Source organism: Streptomyces sp. NPDC107581, from assembly GCF_055657175.1.
The window spans coordinates 58704-75744 of the sequence record NZ_JBVKBH010000001.1; the positions used below are offsets into that span (position 1 = coordinate 58704).

The following is a 17041-nucleotide window of genomic DNA, read 5'->3' on the forward strand; positions in this document are numbered from 1 at the left end:
ATTGTCGGGCGGGGTTCCGGGCCGATCAAGCCGGGCGCGGCGCATACTGCGCGGCCCGCGTCCCGAGGCCGTCCCGACTCTGGTTGCCAGGGCGTGCGCTCTCGTGGGCGTTCTGGACATTGCCGCGGGGGTGTTCCCGCGCTTCCGGCACAGCCGTATGCACGCCATAGCCGAGGTACTGCCCGGCTCCTTCGGGCCGTTCGCCGCGGCGCTCTCGATCGGCGCGGGCGTGCTGCTGCTGCTGCTCGCGCACGGACTCAAGCGGCGCAAGCGCCGGGCGTGGCGCGCCGCGGTCGCGCTGCTGCCGGCCGGCGCCGTCGCCCAGTTCGTCTACCGGCACTCGCTCATCGGGGTGCTCATCTCGGTGGCGCTCCTCGTGCCGCTGCTGCTGCACCGCAATGAGTTCAAGGCCCTGCCCGACCCGCGCAGCCGCTGGCGCGCGCTCGCCAACTTCGTCCTCATGGGGGCCGGTTCCCTCATCCTCGGACTGGTCATCGTCAGCGTCCATCCGAACCGGATGGTCGGCGACCCGAGCCTGGCCGACCGGCTCACGCACGTCGTCTACGGCCTGTTCGGCTTCGAAGGCCCCCTGGACTACGACGGCAGCACCTCCTGGACGGTCGCCTTCTCCCTCGGCGCCCTCGGCTGGATCACCGCGGTCACCACGATCTACCTCGCCTTCCGCCCCGAACACCCCGCGGCGCGTCTCACCGAGGAGGACGAGGCACACCTGCGCGCCCTGCTGGACAAGCACGGCAGGCGTGACTCCCTCGGCCACTTCGCGCTGCGCCGGGACAAGGCCGTCGTCTTCTCGCCCAGCGGCAAAGCGGCCGTCACCTACCGGGTCATCTCCGGCGTGATGCTCGCCAGCGGCGACCCGATCGGCGACGTCGAGGCCTGGCCCGGCGCCATCGAGCGCTTCATGGACGAGGCCAAGGCCCACTCCTGGACGCCCGCGGTCGTGGGCTGCTCGGAGACGGGCGGCGAGGTGTGGACCCGCGAGACGGGCCTGGACGCGCTGGAGCTGGGCGACGAGGCGGTGGTCGACGTGGCGGATTTCTCGCTCGCCGGCCGCGCGATGCGCAATGTGCGCCAGATGGTCAAGCGCATCGAACGGGCCGGCTACGAAACCCGGGTACGGCGTATCCGTGACCTCGGCGAGGCCGAGCTGGAGCGCATCCGCCGGGCGGCGGAGGACTGGCGCGGAACCGACACCGAGCGCGGCTTCTCCATGGCGCTCGGCCGCATCGGCGACGTGGCCGACGGCGACTGTCTGATCGCCACCGCCCACAAGACCGACGACGAGCCCGGTGAGTACGGCGACCTGAAGGCGATCCTGCACTTCGTGCCCTGGGGCGAGGACGGCGTCTCGCTGGAGCTGATGCGCCGCGACCGCACCGCCGACCCGGGCATGAACGAACTGCTGATCGTGGCCGCTCTCCAGGCCGCACCCAAGTTCGGCATCACCCGGATCTCCCTCAACTTCGCGATGTTCCGCTCGGCCCTCGCGCGCGGGGAGAAGATCGGCGCGGGCCCGGTGCTGCGCGCCTGGCGCGGACTGCTGGTGTTCCTCTCGCGCTGGTTCCAGATCGAGTCGCTGTACAAGTTCAACGCCAAGTTCCAGCCGCGCTGGGAACCGCGCTTCATGGTCTACCGGGCCTCCGCCGACCTGCCCCGCATCGGCTTCGCCACCATGCAGGCGGAGGGCTTCGTCGACCTCGCGCTCCCGCTGCCGCGCTTCCTGCGCCGGCGCAGGGCGTCCGCCGGGCGCCCCTGCGCGCACACCGTGGCCGAGCACGACGTCCGAGCCGCCTGACCCCGGCCGGACCCCGCACACGCCCCTGCCCGCCACCTGACCCACCTGACAGGCCCGGACGGAAGCCCCGCCCCCCTCCAGCACGGGGCTTCCGCCCGGGCCGCGGCCGTTCCCGGTACTGCCCTGGGCCTACGCTGAACGTATGAACAACCTCAGCGGGCGCGGCCGAGTGGCAGGCCTTCCGGCATGGGACCGGTGCGCGGTCATGGGCGTCGTGAACGTGACCCCCGACTCCTTCTCCGACGGCGGCCGCTGGTTCGACACCACCGCCGCCGTCAAGCACGGCCTGGACCTGGTCGCCGAGGGCGCGGACCTGGTCGACGTCGGCGGCGAGTCCACCCGCCCCGGCGCCTCCCGCGTCGACGAGGCCGAGGAACTCCGGCGCGTCATCCCCGTCGTCCGCGGGCTCGCCTCCGAAGGCGCCGTCGTCTCCGTCGACACCATGCGCGCAGCCGTCGCCGAACAGGCCCTCGCCGCCGGTGCCTCCCTCGTCAACGACGTCAGCGGCGGTCTCGCCGACCCCGCGATGATCCCCGTGGTCGCCGCCACCGGTGCGCCCTTCGTCGTCATGCACTGGCGCGGTTTCCTCCAGGGCGGCAACGTCAAGGGCAGGTACGAGGACGTCGTCGCCGAGGTCGTGGACGAACTGCACGCGCGCGTGGAGGCCGTCCTGGCGGGCGGCATCGCCCCGGACCGGGTCGTCGTCGACCCCGGCCTCGGCTTCTCCAAGGAGGCCGACCACGACCTCACCCTCCTCGCCCACCTCGACCGCCTGCACGCCCTCGGGCACCCCGTGCTCGTCGCCGCCTCCCGCAAGCGGTTCCTCGGGCGCGTCCTCGCCGGCCCGGAGGGCGCACCCCCGCCGGCCCGCGAGCGCGACGCCGCCACCGCCGCCGTCTCCGCGCTGGCGGCCGAGGCCGGTGCCTGGGCGGTGCGGGTGCACGAGGTGCGCGCCACAGCGGACGCGGTACGGGTCGCCCGGGCCGTGGAAGGAGCGCGGTGAGCGCCCCCCACACCGATGTCGAACAGGTGGAGGCCGCCAACACCGCCTTCTACGAGGCGATGGAGCGCGGAGACTTCGAAGAGGTGTCCTCGCTCTGGCTCACACCCTCCGACCTGGGCGTCGACGAGGAGTACCACGACCCGGCGGACACCGGCGTGGTCTCCTGCGTGCACCCGGGCTGGCCGGTGCTCACCGGCCGTGGCGAGGTCCTGAGGTCGTACGCGCTGATCATGGCCAGTACCGACTACATCCAGTTCTTCCTCACCGACGTGCACGTCTCCGTCACCGGCAACACGGCCCTGGTGACCTGCACCGAGAACATTCTCAGCGGCGGCCCGGCCCCCGAGGACGGCGCGGAGCTGGGTCCCCTCGTCGGACAGCTCGTGGTCGCCACCAATGTGTTCCGGCGCACCCCCGCCGGCTGGAAGATCTGGTCGCACCACGCCTCGCCCGTCCTGACCGAGACCGGCGAGGAAGAAGAAAGCGACCAAAGCGGAGCGAACGGGCCCAACCCGGACGACGGCCCCCGTGCGTGAAGGCGTCCGCACCCCGCAGGGACCAAGAAGTGGTTGGAATCACGAACCCCGGGGTAGGTGCGGCTACCAGCCCATGATGCGACCGGGTTCCCCGGGGGAAACACCCGGTGAACCCTCCGGGTCCAGGTCCCGCCCCGCGGCCCCGTGCCCCGGCCGTGTCAGCGCCCGCAGGTAGATTCGTCAGAGACCGGTGTGCCGCCCGCACGCGACACCGGCCGGTCGTTCCCGACGATTGCAGGAGTGATTCGCGTGGATCGTGTCGCGCTGCGCGGCCTGAAGGCCCGCGGGCACCACGGCGTGTTCCCCAAGGAGCGCGAGGAGGGCCAGACCTTCATCGTGGACCTCGTCCTCGGCCTGGACACCCGGGCGGCCGCCGCCGACGACGACCTGGCGAAGACCGTGCACTACGGCATCGTGGCCGAGGAGGTCGTGGCCGTGGTCGAAGGCGAGCCGGTGAACCTCATCGAGACGCTTGCCGAGCGGATCGCCCAGGCCTGCCTCAAGCACGATGGAGTCCAGGAGGTCGAGGTCTGCGTCCACAAGCCGGACGCACCGATCACGGTCCCCTTCGACGACGTGACCGTCACCATCACCCGGAGCCGAGTATGACCCGATCCCTCGCCCAGGGTCACAGCGACCCGACCGTCCAGCCGGTCCCCGCCTCCGTCGTCGAGCAGGTCGACGCCGCCGACACGACACTCAGCAACCCGAAACGGGCCGTGATCTCCATCGGCTCCAACCTCGGCAACCGCCTGGAGACCCTCCAGGGAGCCGTCGACGCCCTCGAGGACACCCCCGGCGTCCGCGTGAAGGCGGTCTCCCCGGTGTACGAGACCGAGCCGTGGGGCGTCGAGCCGGGCACCCAGCCCTCCTACTACAACGCCATCGTGGTCCTGAAGACCACGCTGCCCCCGTCCTCCCTCCTGGAGCGGGCCCACGCCGTCGAGGAGGCCTTCAACCGGGTCCGCGACGAGCGCTGGGGACCGCGCACCCTGGACGTCGACATCGTCGCCTACGCGGACGTGACCTCCGACGACCCGCAGCTGACCCTCCCCCACCCCCGCGCCCACGAACGCGCCTTCGTGCTCGCGCCCTGGCACGACATCGACCCCGAGGCACACCTGCCCGGCCTGGGCATGGTGGCCGAACTGCTGTCGGCCGTCACCCGCCACGGCATCGAACCCCGCGCGGACCTGGAACTCCGACTGCCCGAGTAGTCGTTAAGGTCTAGACGACCACAGTCCGGGATCGGTCCGGGGGAGCTGAAGGGACACCGTGAAACAGCTGCGCATCAGGGTGCTGGCCGGCGTGTTCGTCGTGGCCGGAGTCCTTTCCTGGGCGGGTGCCCGTCTGTGGAACTCGATCGGGACACTCCCCAGCGTCCCCCTGGCCGCCCCCATCGTCCTCGCCCTGATCGCGGTGGTCCTGCTCGCCACGGCGCTCTCGCTGCGGGCCCGCCTGAAGGCCCAGCGCGAGCGCCGCCCGGGCGCCAAGGGGGTCGACCCCCTGATGGCCGCCCGAGCGGTCGTCTTCGGCCAGGCCAGCGCCCTGGTGGCCGCCCTCGTCTCCGGTATGTACGGCGGCACGGGCGTCTTCCTCCTGGAGCTCCTCGACATCCCCGCCCGCCGCGACCAGGCCCTCTACGCCGGCTTCTCGGTCCTGGCCGGCATCGCCGTGATAGCGGCGGCCATGTTCCTGGAGCGCGTCTGCAAACTCCCGGAGGACGAGGACCAGAACCACTCGGGCGCGGAGCCGGTGGCCTGACCACCGGCTCCACGGACCCACACGTCCGGTCGGCAGCGGAGCCCGGTCAGCGCGCCATGATGAGGCTCATCGCCTCGTTGCGCGTCGCCGCGTCGCGCAGCTGACCGCGCACCGCCGAGGTGATGGTCTTCGCGCCCGGCTTGCGGATGCCCCGCATCGACATGCACATGTGCTCGCACTCCACGACCACGATGACGCCCCTCGGCTCCAGGATCTCCATCAGCGAGTCCGCTATCTGCGTGGTGAGCCGTTCCTGCACCTGCGGGCGCCGGGCATAGACGTCCACGAGCCGGGCCAGCTTGGACAGCCCGGTGATCTTGCCGGTCACGGACGGGATGTAGCCGACGTGGGCGACGCCCCTGAAGGGCACCAGATGGTGTTCACAGGTGCTGTACACCTCGATGTCCTTCACCAGCACCATCTCGTCGTGGCCCAGGTCGAACGTCGTCGTCAGGACGTCCTCGGGCTTCTGCCACAGCCCCGCGAAGATCTCCTGGTACGCCCGTGCCACCCGGGCAGGCGTCTCCCTGAGGCCCTCACGGTCCGGATCCTCGCCGACCGCGATCAGCAGTTCCCGTACGGCGTTCTCGGCGCGCTTCTCGTCGAACTCGCCGATGGTGCCTTCTCCGTCCAGGGTCACGGGGTCGGTCATCTGGTTCCTCGTTCCTGTGCCGTCACGCGTGCGGCCCACGCGCGCTCTGTGCGGACATGCGGAAATGCCGCGCCCCCCAGGCTAGAACCCGAGGGGCGCGGCATTCATTCCGGGCCGGTTTGGCCGAAATCGGTCAGCTCTCGGAGCGGTCCTCCGGGGACTCCGCCGCCGGGGCGGACTCGGCCGCCGTGGACTTCACCGTGCTGATCGCCGCCGCCGAGCCGTTCGCACCGTTGGTCAGTGCCAGCTCCTTCGGGGAGAGCACCGGCGGGCGGGTGGAGGGCGTACGGCGCGAGGAGCCGGTCCAGGCGGGCCGCGGCGGGCGCTTGACGATCGGGGCGAAGATCTCGGCGATCTCCTCCTTGCCCAGGGTCTCCTTCTCCAGCAGGTGAAGGACGAGCTGGTCGAGGACGTCGCGGTTCTCGACCAGGATCTCCCAGGCCTCGTTGTGCGCGTTCTCGATGAGCTTCTTGACCTCTTCGTCGACCAGCGCGGCGACCTCTTCCGAGTAGTCACGCTGGTGAGCCATCTCACGGCCGAGGAAGGGCTCGCTGTTGTCGCCGCCGAACTTGATGGCGCCGAGCCGCTCGGTCATGCCGTACTGCGTGACCATCGCGCGGGCCAGGTTGGTGGCCTTCTCGATGTCGTTCGCGGCGCCGGTGGTCGGGTCGTGGAAGACCAGTTCCTCGGCCGCGCGGCCGCCCAGCATGTAGCCGAGCTGGTCGAGCATCTCGTTGCGCGTGGTCGAGTACTTGTCCTCGTCGGGCAGGACCATCGTGTAGCCGAGGGCGCGGCCCCGGGACAGGATCGTGATCTTGTGGACCGGGTCGGAGTTCGGCGAGGCCGCCGCGACCAGGGCGTGACCGCCCTCGTGGTACGCGGTGATCTTCTTCTCCTTGTCCGACATGATCCGGGTCCGCTTCTGCGGGCCCGCGACCACGCGGTCGATCGCCTCGTCCAGCGCCTTGTTGTCGACCAGCTTCTGGTCGCTGCGGGCGGTGAGCAGCGCGGCCTCGTTCAGCACGTTGGCGAGGTCGGCGCCGGTCATGCCGGGAGTGCGGCGGGCGACGGCGGCCAGGTCGACGTCGGGCGCGACCGGCTTGCCCTTCTGGTGGACCTTGAGGATCTCCAGACGGCCCTGCAGGTCCGGCGGGTCGACCGCGATCTGGCGGTCGAAGCGGCCGGGCCGCAGCAGCGCCGGGTCGAGGATGTCGGGCCGGTTCGTGGCGGCGATCAGGATGACGCCGCCCTTCACGTCGAAGCCGTCCATCTCGACGAGCAGTTGGTTCAGGGTCTGCTCGCGCTCGTCGTGACCACCGCCGAGGCCGGCGCCGCGGTGGCGGCCGACCGCGTCGATCTCGTCGACGAAGACGATCGCCGGGGCGTTCGCCTTCGCCTGCTCGAACAGGTCACGGACACGGGAGGCACCGACGCCGACGAACATCTCGACGAAGTCGGAACCGGAGATCGAGTAGAACGGGACACCCGCTTCGCCTGCGACCGCGCGGGCGAGGAGGGTCTTGCCCGTACCGGGGCGGCCGTAGAGCAGCACGCCCTTGGGGATCTTGGCGCCGACGGCCTGGAACTTGGCCGGCTCCTGGAGGAACTCCTTGATCTCGTGGAGTTCCTCGACGGCCTCGTCGCAGCCCGCTACGTCGGAGAAGGTCGTCTTCGGGGTGTCCTTGGTGATGAGCTTGGCCTTGGACTTCCCGAAGTTCATGACCCTGGAGCCGCCGCCCTGCATCTGATTCATCAGGAACAGGAAGACGACCACGATCAGGACGAAGGGCAGCAGGGAGAGCAGGACGCCGACGAACGGGTTCTGCTTGGACGGCGAAACCGTGTAGCCGTCCGGAATCTGCTTGTCCTGGTATTTGGTCTGCAGCGTGGCGGCAATGGTCACGCCCTGGTCGCCGATGTAGCTCGCCTGGATCTTCGAGCTGCCGTCGACCTTCTGACCGTCCTTGAGCGTGACCTTGACGGTCTGCTCGTCACCGGTGGTGAGCTTGGCCGACTGGACCTTGTTCTCGTTGATCGCCGCCACGACCTGGCCGGTGTCCACCGTCTTGTAGCCGCCGGACGAGCCGACGACCTGCATCAACACGACCACGGCAAGGACGGCCAGCACGATCCACATGACCGGCCCACGGAAGTATCGCTTCACGTCCATCCATACGGAGCGGTGTCGCCCCGTCCCTCCTGCCATAGTGAGTTTGATAAGACAGTTCTTCTGACGGTACCCCAGCATTGTTGCCCGAAGCCGCACGGAGTGGCTTGGACGGCCGTCGTTCCCGTCTCTGCATGCTCCAACGGCGCGAAACCCGCTGGGGTTCCCGATCGTCCTACGAGAGCTGGCCCGGTTGGCTCAGCCGCCCGGTCAGCCGCCGTAGACGTGAGGCGCGAGCGTACCGACGAACGGCAGGTTGCGGTACTTCTCGGCGTAGTCGAGGCCGTAGCCGACGACGAACTCGTTCGGGATGTCGAAGCCGACCCATTCCACGTCGATGGCGACCTTGGCGGCGTCCGGCTTGCGCAGCAGCGTGCACACCTTCAGGGAGGCGGGCTCGCGGGAGCCGAGGTTGTTGATCAGCCAGGACAGGGTGAGGCCCGAGTCGATGATGTCCTCGACGATCAGGACGTGCCTGCCCTTGATGTCGGTGTCGAGGTCCTTGAGGATCCGCACGACACCGGAGGACTGGGTGCCCGCGCCGTAGGAGGACACGGCCATCCAGTCCATGGTGAGGGGGGTGGACAGCGCCCGGGCGAGGTCGGCCATGACCATCACGGCGCCCTTGAGCACGCCGACGATGAGCAGGTCCTTGCCCGCGTACTCCGCGTCGATCTTCGCGGCCAGCTCGGCCAGCTTCGCGTCGATCTCTTCCTTGGTGATGAGCACCTGCTGGAGGTCGGCACCCATGTCTTTCGCGTCCACCCGCATCACTTTCGGTCGTCCCGCACTTACGGCCGCACTTACGGCGACCGGCTGCCCGGCCGCCACCGGAGCTCGCTCCGGGAGGTCGGGATTCAGCCTTGCCGAATCACCAGTCTGCCACCCTGGCGCTGCGCGACGACTTTGCCGGGGAGATTGATGGCCCCCTGGCCGCGCCAGCCGGTGATCAGCCGGTCGACTTCCTCGATGTGGCGGGCGAAGAGGGACCCGGCGGGGGCACCGGCCTCGATGGCCGCGCGGCGCAGGATGCGGCGGCGTACGGCGGGCGGGAGGGCGTAGAGCTTGGCGCACTCCAGCAGGCCGGTGGCGTCGCGTACCGAGGCCTCGGCCTGGCTGGCCCAGGTGTCGAGGGCGTCGGCGTCGTCACGGGAGAGCTGGGCGGTGCGGGCGAGGGCCTCCACGACGCCTTTGCCGAGGGCCTTTTCGAGGGCGGGCAGACCCTCGTGCCGAAGCCGGGAGCGGGTGTAGGCGGGGTCGGCGTTGTGCGGGTCGTCCCAGACGGGCAGGGACTGGACCATGCAGGCCTTGCGGGCGGTCTGCCGGTCGAGGTGCAGGAAGGGGCGCCGGTAACGGCCGCCGGCCCCCGAGACCGCGGCCATGCCGGACAGGGAGCGGATCCCGGAGCCGCGGGCGAGGCCGAGCAGGACGGTTTCGGCCTGGTCGTCGCGCGTGTGGCCGAGCAGGATCGCGGTGGCGCCGTGGCGTTCGGCAGCGTCGTCGAGGGCGGCGTAGCGGGCGTCCCGGGCGGCGGCCTCGGGGCCGCCGTCGCGGCCGACGGTCACGGCGATGGACTCGACGGGCTGGAGGCCGAGTTCGCGCAGCCTGAGGACGACTTCGTCGGCCCGGAGGTCGGAGCCGGGCTGGAGGCCGTGGTCCACGGTGATGCCGCCGGCGCGGATGCCGAGTTTGGGGGCCTCGAAGGCGAGGGCCGAGGCGAGCGCCATGGAGTCGGCGCCGCCGGAGCACGCGACGAGCACGAGGGGGGACGGCGGGCGCTCGTGGCGGCGGGGTTCGCGGGCCGCTCCGGCGGCTGCCGCGACTGCTGTCGCCGCCTCGGGGCTGCGGCTGTGGTCGGTGAGGATGTCGTGGAGGACGCGGCGGACCGCCAGGCGTATCGCCGCGACCGCAGGATGGGGACCCATGTCCGGTTCCCTTCATGAAGTTTTCGGGGGGTGAGCCCGACGTCGGTCACTCAGAGTGTGTAGATGGTGACAGAAGCGGGCCGTTCCCCGAGCATTGCACGCCTACCCATGGCTCACGGTCCCTCGGACGGGTGATTGGAGGGGCGTTCGCCTGCCGTCGGCCGGATTCGTTTCACGACTTCCCCACGGGGTTCACGACTCGGGCTTGCGATGCACCCGTGCGACCCAGTCCGCCGGTTTGGCGATCTCGGCCTTGGTGGGCAGGGTGTTGGGGGACGTCCACACGCGGTTGAAGCCGTCCATGCCGACCTCGTCGACGACGGCGCGCACGAAGCGTTCGCCGTCCCGGTACTGCCTGAGCTTGGCGTCCAGGCCGAGCAGTTTGCGCAGGGCGATGTCGAGCCGGGAGGCGCCCTTGGCCCGACGCTGCTGGAACTTCTCGCGGATCTCGGCGACGCTCGGCACGACGTCCGGGCCGACTCCGTCCATGACGAAGTCGGCGTGCCCCTCCAGCAGGGACATGACCGCGGTGAGGCGGCCGAGGATCTCGCGCTGGACCGGGGTCTGGACGAGTTCCACGAAGGAGCGTCCGCCGTCGTCCTCCTCGCCCTCGGGGCGGCCGCCGGCGAGGGACTGGGCGGCTTCGCGGACCCGTTCGAGCACGGTCATGGGGTCGACGTCGGTCTCCGCCAAGAACGACTGGATTTCGCCCTCGAGATGGGCACGGAGCCAGGGCACGGCGGTGAACTGCGTGCGGTGGGTCTCCTCGTGCAGGCACACCCAGAGCCTGAAGTCGTGGGGCTCGACGTCGAGTTCGCGCTCCACGTGGACGATGTTGGGCGCGACGAGCAGGAGGCGGCCGCCGCCGTTGGGCGAGCCCGGGGGGCCGCCTGCCGGGAGGTCGCGGGTGGCGGGGGCGAAGGTCTCGTACTGGCCGAGGACGCGGGAGGAGAGGAAGGACAGCAGCATGCCGAGTTCGACGCCGGTGACCTTGCCGCCGACGGCGCCGAGGACGGCGTTGCCGGGGCCGCTGCCGCGTCGTTCCTGCATCTTGTCGAGGAGGGGCTTGAGGATCTCCCGGAAGCCGGCGACGTTCGCCCTGACCCAGCCGGGGCGGTCGACGACGAGGACGGGGGTGTCATGGGCGTCCTCCGTGCCCATACGAGTGAAGCCCCGGACGTGCTCCTCCGAGGACTTCGCGTGCCGGCGCAGCTCCGCGACGACGGCTCTGGCCTCGTCGCGGCTGACGTCGGGGCCCGGTCGTACGAGCCGTGTCGCGGTTGCCACCGCGAGGTTCCAGTCGACCATCCCGGAAGATGCGGTGCCACCGAAGCTCGTCATGCGTCAACCGTACGTGAGCGCTCCCGCTCCGGGCAGGCCGTGGCGTTCGGGCGGTGCCACGAAGCGGCTCCCCGCGCCGGGAGGACCGGAGGGGCAAGGAGCACCGGAAGGACCAGAAGAGCCAGGAGAACCAGGAGAACCGGGAGGACTGGCAGGACTGGCAGGACCGGCAGGACCGGCACGACCGGGAGGACCGGCCGGGGAGGTCCTGTACAGGTCCTACCGGCATCCGCAGCCCGCCAGTGCCGTCGCCGTCCGGTCCAACGCCGCCTGGGCCTCAAGGGCGTTGGTCGTGCCGGAGGCCAGGAACGCGAAGACCAGGAGGTGGCCGTCCTGGTCCACGACCGTGCCGGCCAGGGTGTTCACGCCCGTGAGCGTGCCCGTCTTCGCTCGTACGACTCCTGCCGCGCCGTCGGTGTAGCGCCTGGTCAGGGTGCCGGTGAAGCCTGCGACGGGAAGGCCCGTGAGGACCGGGCGCAGGCCGGGGCGGGCCGGGTCGCCGGCCTTGACCAGCAGCGCGCTCAGGAGGTCGGCGGTGAGCCGGTCCTCGCGGTCGAGGCCGCTGCCGTCGTGGAAGGAGGCGCCGGACATCGGCAGGCCGAGCTTTCCGAGCTGCAGGGCGATGGCCTTGGCGCCGCCGCCGAAGTCGGCCGGTTCGCCGCTCGCGAGGGCGGTGTGGCGGGCCAGGGCCTCCGCGATGTCGTTGTCGCTGTTGGTCAGCATCCGCTCGACCAGGCTGGACAGCGGGGGCGAGGCGACAGTGGCGAGGGTCGTGGCGCGGCCGGTCGCCTTGGAGAGGCCCGGAGAGGTGGTCCGGATTCCGGCGTCCCGCAGGAAGCCGGCGAACTTGCCGGCCGCGTCCGCCGCCGGGTCGGACACCCGGAGCACCGGCCCGCTGACGGAGGCGTCGGTGCGGCCCTCGTCGACGGTGAGGGCGCTGACGGGGGCGAGGTTCTCGTTGACGCCGATGCGGTGCAGTGCGGGGCCGGAGTAGAGCGTGGTGTCGTAGGAGAGCGTGACCTTGTCGATGTTGCGCTTCCTGAGCGCGGCGGCGGTGTCGGCCGCCAGGGTGCGCAGGCTCGCCCAGCCTCCCGGGTCCGCGTGGGCGGTGAGGGTCGGGTCGCCGCCGCCGACCACGACCAGTTCCCCGGTGTCGGCGTCGAGGGCGGTGCGGGTGGTGAAGCGGTGGTCGGGGCCGAGGGCGGACAGCGCGGCGACGGCGGTGGCGATCTTGGTGGTGGAAGCGGGCGTGAGGCCTTTGCCGGCGCCGCTGCCGTAGAGCCGCCGGCCGGTGGTGACGTCCACCACGGCGGCGGTGTGGCTGCCGCCGAGCGCGGGGACGCCCAGGAGCGGCCCCAGGACGTCCGTGACGGCCTTTGCGGTGGGCGGGGCCTTCTTGGTGCTGACGGTGCCCGCGGTGCCGCCCAGGCCGGCCAGGACGGGCGCGGCGCTCGGCGCCGGGACCGGGTCACCCGCCGACGCCCCCGGGGCGCCGTGATCTGCGCCACCTGACCGCTCCAGAGCGGCGGCCCGGTCCCGCTCGGCCGTACGCTGACCGTTGGCGTCCCAGGGGCCGGCAGCGGTCACCACACCGGCGGCCAGTGCCAGCCCCGCGGTGGCGGCGCCCGCGGTGTACCGCCAGGACTTGACGGCCCGCGGACGGGGGAGGTGCGCAATCCGGACGAGACCGGGCCGAACCACCCGCGTCAGCCGCACGACCCGCGGTTTCGCGGCCGTCGCGGCGCGTGCCAGACGCGGTCGTACGGCGTTCGCGATCCGCTCCACCTGCGGTCCCGCGGCTCGCCAAGGCCTCAGCTCTGGCACGACCACCAGCCCCTTTCGCGATCACACACCTGCGTGAGGGACACTTAATCACCAGAACTATGTGCTGATCATGGAGGAGCCACCGGTGGAGTTCGACGTCACGATCGAGATCCCGAAGGGTTCGCGGAACAAGTACGAGGTGGACCACGAGACCGGTCGGATCCGGCTGGACCGTCGCCTCTTCACCTCGACCGCCTACCCGGCCGACTACGGCTTCGTCGAGAACACTCTCGGCGAGGACGGCGACCCGCTGGACGCGCTGGTCATCCTGGACGAGCCGACCTTCCCGGGCTGCCTGATCAAGTGCCGTGCGATCGGCATGTTCCGGATGACGGACGAGGCGGGCGGCGACGACAAGCTGCTGTGCGTTCCGTCCACCGACCCGCGTGTGGAGCACCTGCGCGACATCCACCACGTGTCGGAGTTCGACCGCCTGGAGATCCAGCACTTCTTCGAGGTCTACAAGGACCTGGAGCCCGGCAAGTCGGTCGAGGGTGCCAACTGGGTGGGCCGCACGGACGCCGAGCTGGAGATCGAGCGGTCCTACAAGCGCTTCAAGGAGCAGGGCGGTCACTGACCTCCCCGGTTCCACGGGCCGCACGCGCACGCGTGCGGCCCGTTTGCGTGCCCATGCGCATACTGAGGCTTACGGAAGGTGTCGTTCAGGGAGCGGTGCGAGGTGACGGAGGCGGAGGACCGCAAGCCCCGGTCGGACGAGGCGCGGTACGACCCGGAGATCACGTCCGAGTTCGCGATTCCGAAGGGCCTCGAGGTCCCCAAGGGCAGCGGTGAGCCGGAGACCACGTCCGAGTTCGCCGTGCCGAAGGGCCTGGAGGCGCTGCATCCGCCGGGTGCGGAGCCGGAGGGGTCGGCGTTCAGCCTGCCGAGCACCTACAGCACCGAGGACGCCCCGCCCGCGTTCACCCCGGCGGCCGGCATGCCGGTGGTCAGCCTGATCAAGGACGCGCCCTGGCAGGACCGGATGCGCACGATGCTGCGCATGCCGGTGACCGATCGGCCGGCGCCCGAGCTCGTGCAGCGGGCCGAGGAGGAGGGCCCGGCGGTCCCGCGCGTGCTCGACCTGACCCTGCGTATCGGCGAGCTGCTGCTGGCCGGCGGCGAGGGGGCCGAGGACGTGGAGGCCGCGATGTTCGCGGTGTGCCGGTCCTACGGCCTGGACCGCTGCGAGCCCAACGTCACCTTCACCCTGCTGTCGATCTCCCACCAGCCGTCCCTGGTGGAGGACCCGGTGACGGCCTCGCGCACGGTACGGCGGCGGGGCACGGACTACACGCGCCTGGCGGCCGTGTTCCGGCTGGTCGACGACCTGACCGACCCGGAGACGCATGTCTCCCTGGAGGAGGCCTACCGGCGCCTGGCGGAGATCCGCCGCAACCGGCACCCCTACCCCGGCTGGGCGCTGACCCTGGCGAGCGGGCTGCTCGCGGGCGCGGCCTCCATGCTGGTCGGCGGTGACCTGATCGTGTTCGTCGCGGCGGCGCTGGGCGCGATGCTCGGCGACCGGCTGGCGTGGCTGTGCGCGGGGCGCGGGCTGCCGGAGTTCTACCAGTTCACGATCGCCGCGATGCCGCCCGCGGCGATCGGTGTGGCGTTCGCGCTGGCCCATGTCGACGTGGCGGCGTCCGCGGTCGTCACCGGTGGTCTGTTCGCACTGCTGCCCGGGCGGGCGCTGGTGGCGGGGGTGCAGGACGGGCTGACCGGCTTCTACATCACCGCCGCCGCGCGCCTGCTGGAAGTCATGTACTTCTTCGTCGGCATCGTCATCGGGGTGCTGGTCGTCCTGTACTTCGGCGTGAAGGTCGGCGGCAAGCTGAACCCGGACGCGGCACTGACCCTCTCCGAGCGGCCGCTGATCCAGATCGCCGCGTCCATGCTGCTGTCGCTGACGTTCGCCGTGCTGCTCCAGCAGGAACGGTCCACCGTGCTGGCGGTGACCCTCAACGGGGGTGTCGCGTGGTGCGTGTACGGCGCGATGCACTACGCGGGCGGCATCTCACCGGTGGCCTCCACGGCCGCGGCGGCGGGGCTGGTGGGGCTGTTCGGGCAGCTGCTGTCGCGCTACCGGTTCGCGTCGGCGCTGCCGTACACGACGGCCGCGATCGGGCCGTTGCTGCCCGGTTCGGCGACGTACTTCGGGCTGCTGTCCATGGCCCAGAACGAGGTGGACAAGGGGCTGGTGTCCCTGGCGAAGGCCGCGTCCCTGGCCATGGCGATCGCCATCGGGGTCAACCTCGGGTCGGAGATCTCCAGGCTGACCCTGCGGGTCGGCTCCGCCGGCAAGCGGCGGGCCGCCAAGCGGACCCGGGGGTTCTAGGCGCCTGGGAACCCCTGAGAACCCTGGGATCCCGGGAGGCCTCCGCCACCGGCGGGTGCGGGTGCGGGTGACTTCGCGCCCACGCGGCGGAGCCGCATACCGATACGGCCCCGCGCCCCTTCAGTGGTTGCGGGAGTCGTACGGGTACTGGTTCTGGTTCTGGTTCTGGTGGTCGTACTGCGACTGCGGGTACTGGTTCTGGCCGTACTGATGCTGGTCGTACTGCTGCTGGTCGTACTGCTGCTGCGGGTACGGCTGCGGGTACTGCTGCTGGTCGTAGTACTGGTCGTCGTAACCCTGGTTGCCCTGGCCGCCCTGGCCGCCCCGGTTCCAGTGCTGCTGATCCTGCGGCTGGGGCTGCTGCTGGTACTGCTGCTCAAAGGGCTGCTCGTAGGGCTGCTCGTAGGGCTGCTCCGGCTCGATGCGGCGCAGGCGGGTCGTCGCGTCGTCCATGGCCGGCTGCTGCTGGTACCCGCCGAGGTGCTGGGCGGCGGGCTGCTGGACGGCGGGCCGCGGCTCGGGCTGCGCGGCGGCCGCCTGCTTGTCCTTGCCGCGCGCGCGGAGGAACTCGATCGCGATCGGGACCACGGACACGAGGACGATCAGGATGAGGATCGCCTCGATGTTGTTCTTGACGAAGCCGATGTTGCCGAGCCAGGAGCCGAGCAGGGTGACGCCCGCCCCCCACAGGACGCCGCCGATGACGTTGAAGGTCACGAACGAGCGGTACTTCATGCCGCTGACGCCGGCGATGATCGGCGTGAACGTCCGCACGATGGGCACGAAGCGGGCCAGGACCAGGGACTTCGGGCCGTACTTCTCGAAGAACTCGTGCGCCTTGGTGACGTTCTCCTGCTTGAACAGGCGCGAGTCCGGGCGGTTGAACAGGGACGGTCCGACCTTCTTGCCGAACATGTAGCCCGCCTGGTCGCCGAGGACCGCGGCGAGGCAGATCAGGGCGATCGCACCCCACAGCGGGAAGTCGAGCTGGTGCGACGTGATCAGCAGACCGCAGGTGAACAGCAGCGAGTCGCCCGGCAGGAAGAAGCCTATGAGCAGACCGGACTCCGCGAAGACGATGAGCAGCAGGCCCCAGATGCTGTAGGTGTCGAGCAGATAGTTGGGATCCAGCCAGCTCGGGCCGAGGGCGAGTGTCATCACGGGTCCGGGCTCCTGAGGGGATGAAGGCGGCTACGGCGTCCTTGTGCGGCGCACAAAGCTATCAACGCGACGTGACCGTCCCAGGTTCCACCGGTGACTCCAGGATGCACTGTGGGGCAACCGGGGCAAAGCTGTGAGCCATGGGACTCGATGACTACGGCGGCGGCCAGGGGCCCCGGCCGGACGTACTGGTCGTGACGACGAACGACGTGCCCGGCCACCGGGTGCAGGAGGTGATCGGTGAGGTGTTCGGCCTCACCGTCCGTTCACGGCACCTCGGCAGTCAGATCGGGGCCGGGCTGAAGTCGATGATCGGCGGCGAGCTGAAGGGACTCACCAAGACCCTCGTGCAGACCCGCAACCAGGCCATGGAGCGGCTGGTGGAGCAGGCACGCGCGCGTGGGGCCAATGGAGTGCTGGCGTTCCGGTTCGACGTGACGGAGGCCGCGGACGTGGGCACCGAGGTGTGCGCGTACGGCACGGCCGTGGTCCTGGCCCGGGAGTAGGGCTGCTCCCG

Annotated in this window: 16 protein-coding genes; 9 read left to right on the plus strand and 7 right to left on the minus strand. The window is 70.8% G+C overall.

Features of this window, described 5'->3' with window-relative positions; all coding sequences use genetic code 11:
* Position 1 precedes the first annotated feature (1 nt).
* From ACZ7P3_RS00270 to ACZ7P3_RS00295, 6 genes are all read left to right on the plus strand, one after another.
* Complete coding sequence (locus ACZ7P3_RS00270; RefSeq protein WP_472078783.1) at positions 2–1816, plus strand: phosphatidylglycerol lysyltransferase domain-containing protein; 1815 nt, start codon at positions 2–4, stop codon at positions 1814–1816.
* A 142-nt stretch (positions 1817–1958) separates the two neighbouring features.
* The gene (gene folP, locus ACZ7P3_RS00275; RefSeq protein ID WP_472078113.1) at positions 1959–2819 is read left to right on the plus strand and encodes a dihydropteroate synthase; all 861 of its coding nucleotides are present in this window, start codon (positions 1959–1961) and stop codon (positions 2817–2819) included.
* The gene (locus ACZ7P3_RS00280) at positions 2816–3355 is read left to right on the plus strand and encodes a nuclear transport factor 2 family protein (protein WP_472078114.1); all 540 of its coding nucleotides are present in this window, start codon (positions 2816–2818) and stop codon (positions 3353–3355) included. The genes folP and ACZ7P3_RS00280 overlap by 4 nt, the downstream gene beginning before the upstream one ends.
* A 249-nt stretch (positions 3356–3604) precedes the next feature.
* Complete coding sequence (folB, locus tag ACZ7P3_RS00285) at positions 3605–3964, plus strand: dihydroneopterin aldolase (RefSeq protein WP_472078115.1); 360 nt, start codon at positions 3605–3607, stop codon at positions 3962–3964.
* On the plus strand, positions 3961–4572 hold the full coding sequence (gene folK / locus ACZ7P3_RS00290; protein ID WP_472078116.1) for a 2-amino-4-hydroxy-6-hydroxymethyldihydropteridine diphosphokinase: 612 nt from the start codon (positions 3961–3963) through the stop codon (positions 4570–4572). Before folB ends, folK begins: the two co-directional genes overlap by 4 nt.
* Before the next feature lie 58 nt (positions 4573–4630).
* Positions 4631–5119: a DUF3180 domain-containing protein gene (locus tag ACZ7P3_RS00295; RefSeq protein ID WP_472078117.1), complete on the plus strand. Its 489-nt coding sequence runs from the start codon at positions 4631–4633 to the stop codon at positions 5117–5119.
* 46 nt (positions 5120–5165) lie between these two features.
* Here ACZ7P3_RS00295 and folE read toward each other — a convergent pair whose 3' ends face one another.
* The 6 genes from folE to dacB all read right to left on the minus strand — a co-directional run bounded on the left by folE (position 5166) and on the right by dacB (position 13034).
* Positions 5166–5771: a GTP cyclohydrolase I FolE gene (gene folE, locus ACZ7P3_RS00300; protein ID WP_067299615.1), complete on the minus strand. Its 606-nt coding sequence runs from the start codon at positions 5769–5771 to the stop codon at positions 5166–5168.
* A gap of 133 nt (positions 5772–5904) precedes the next feature.
* The gene (gene ftsH / locus ACZ7P3_RS00305; protein ID WP_472078118.1) at positions 5905–7941 is read right to left on the minus strand and encodes an ATP-dependent zinc metalloprotease FtsH; all 2037 of its coding nucleotides are present in this window, start codon (positions 7939–7941) and stop codon (positions 5905–5907) included.
* A 207-nt stretch (positions 7942–8148) separates the two neighbouring features.
* Positions 8149–8709, minus strand: a complete 561-nt coding sequence (hpt, locus tag ACZ7P3_RS00310) for a hypoxanthine phosphoribosyltransferase (protein ID WP_184975300.1) — start codon at positions 8707–8709, stop codon at positions 8149–8151.
* 86 nt (positions 8710–8795) lie between these two features.
* Positions 8796–9863 carry a tRNA lysidine(34) synthetase TilS gene (tilS, locus tag ACZ7P3_RS00315; protein WP_472078119.1) on the minus strand — a complete coding sequence of 356 codons (1068 nt, stop codon included), beginning with the start codon at positions 9861–9863 and terminating at the stop codon, positions 8796–8798.
* Positions 9864–10055: 192 nt separating this feature from the next.
* A complete protein-coding gene (locus ACZ7P3_RS00320) occupies positions 10056–11204 on the minus strand; it encodes a zinc-dependent metalloprotease (protein WP_472078120.1) in 1149 nt (382 codons plus the stop codon).
* Positions 11205–11423: 219 nt separating this feature from the next.
* Positions 11424–13034, minus strand: coding sequence for a D-alanyl-D-alanine carboxypeptidase/D-alanyl-D-alanine endopeptidase (gene dacB, locus ACZ7P3_RS00325; RefSeq protein ID WP_472078121.1), 1611 nt, complete (start codon positions 13032–13034; stop codon positions 11424–11426).
* A gap of 79 nt (positions 13035–13113) precedes the next feature.
* On the opposite strand from dacB, the gene ACZ7P3_RS00330 reads away from it, so the two are divergent.
* Both ACZ7P3_RS00330 and ACZ7P3_RS00335 read left to right on the plus strand, forming a co-directional pair.
* The gene (locus ACZ7P3_RS00330; RefSeq protein WP_472078122.1) at positions 13114–13605 is read left to right on the plus strand and encodes an inorganic diphosphatase; all 492 of its coding nucleotides are present in this window, start codon (positions 13114–13116) and stop codon (positions 13603–13605) included.
* Positions 13606–13707: 102 nt separating this feature from the next.
* Entirely contained in the window at positions 13708–15363 is a 1656-nt protein-coding gene (locus ACZ7P3_RS00335; RefSeq protein WP_472078123.1) for a threonine/serine exporter family protein, read from the plus strand.
* 120 nt (positions 15364–15483) lie between these two features.
* Here the strand turns inward: ACZ7P3_RS00335 and ACZ7P3_RS00340 are convergent, their stop codons facing one another.
* Positions 15484–16521: a DedA family protein gene (locus tag ACZ7P3_RS00340; protein WP_472078784.1), complete on the minus strand. Its 1038-nt coding sequence runs from the start codon at positions 16519–16521 to the stop codon at positions 15484–15486.
* 143 nt (positions 16522–16664) lie between these two features.
* On the opposite strand from ACZ7P3_RS00340, the gene ACZ7P3_RS00345 reads away from it, so the two are divergent.
* The gene (locus tag ACZ7P3_RS00345) at positions 16665–17030 is read left to right on the plus strand and encodes a YbjQ family protein (protein ID WP_472078124.1); all 366 of its coding nucleotides are present in this window, start codon (positions 16665–16667) and stop codon (positions 17028–17030) included.
* Positions 17031–17041: the final 11 nt, after the last annotated feature.

Excerpts from the sequence above, each read along its gene's own strand:
- folP (WP_472078113.1), top strand. The coding sequence starts at position 1,959 with ATGAACAACCTCAGCGGGCGCGGCCGAGTGGCAGGCCTTCCGGCATGG.
- ACZ7P3_RS00345 (WP_472078124.1), top strand. The coding sequence starts at position 16,665 with ATGGGACTCGATGACTACGGCGGCGGCCAGGGGCCCCGGCCGGACGTA.
- ACZ7P3_RS00340 (WP_472078784.1), bottom strand. The coding sequence starts at position 16,521 with ATGACACTCGCCCTCGGCCCGAGCTGGCTGGATCCCAACTATCTGCTC.
- ftsH (WP_472078118.1), bottom strand. The coding sequence starts at position 7,941 with ATGGACGTGAAGCGATACTTCCGTGGGCCGGTCATGTGGATCGTGCTG.
- folK (WP_472078116.1), top strand. The coding sequence starts at position 3,961 with ATGACCCGATCCCTCGCCCAGGGTCACAGCGACCCGACCGTCCAGCCG.
- folE (WP_067299615.1), bottom strand. The coding sequence starts at position 5,771 with ATGACCGACCCCGTGACCCTGGACGGAGAAGGCACCATCGGCGAGTTC.
- ACZ7P3_RS00320 (WP_472078120.1), bottom strand. The coding sequence starts at position 11,204 with ATGACGAGCTTCGGTGGCACCGCATCTTCCGGGATGGTCGACTGGAAC.
- hpt (WP_184975300.1), bottom strand. The coding sequence starts at position 8,709 with ATGCGGGTGGACGCGAAAGACATGGGTGCCGACCTCCAGCAGGTGCTC.
- tilS (WP_472078119.1), bottom strand. The coding sequence starts at position 9,863 with ATGGGTCCCCATCCTGCGGTCGCGGCGATACGCCTGGCGGTCCGCCGC.